Here is a 443-nt window from a genome sequence, read left to right on the forward strand (position 1 = left end):
GCGGCCAGGTGGGCGGCGCGCAGCCGGGGCGGCAGCGCGTGGACGAGCAGGCCGTCCACTCCCGAGTCGGCGATGGTACGGGTGGTGGCCGCGAGGTCCCGGTGCTTGAGCGAGTGGCTCCAGTCGGCGAGCAGCGCGATCCGCAGGGTGCGCAGTCCCGGGCGGACGGCGGCGACGAACTCCAGGACCTCGTCCAGGCCCACGCCGAGGGCGAGCGCGCGGCTCGCCGACCGGCGGATGACAGGCCCGTCGGTGACCGAGTCCGGGAAGGGGACGGCCAGTTCGAGGCAGTCGACGCCCTCGTCGTCCAGCATCCGCACGAGATCGGCGAGGACGTCGAGGGGCGGGTCGCCCGCGTTGAGGAACAGCGCGAGGCCGGGTCCTTCGCCGCCCGTCCCGGCGCGGGGGAAGAAGTCAGACACGGGCCGCTCCGCCCGCTCGGG

Annotated in this window: 1 protein-coding gene; it reads right to left on the reverse strand. The window is 75.6% G+C overall.

Annotated features, from left to right (window positions below; all coding sequences use genetic code 11):
* Positions 1–422, reverse strand: a 422-nt coding sequence (locus GT042_RS13075; protein WP_345943760.1) for a tryptophan synthase subunit alpha, incomplete at its 3' end; no start/stop codon positions are given.
* Positions 423–443 lie beyond the last annotated feature (21 nt).

The sequence above is a fragment of the Streptomyces sp. SID3212 genome (assembly GCF_009865405.1).
Lineage (GTDB): Bacteria > Actinomycetota > Actinomycetes > Streptomycetales > Streptomycetaceae > Streptomyces.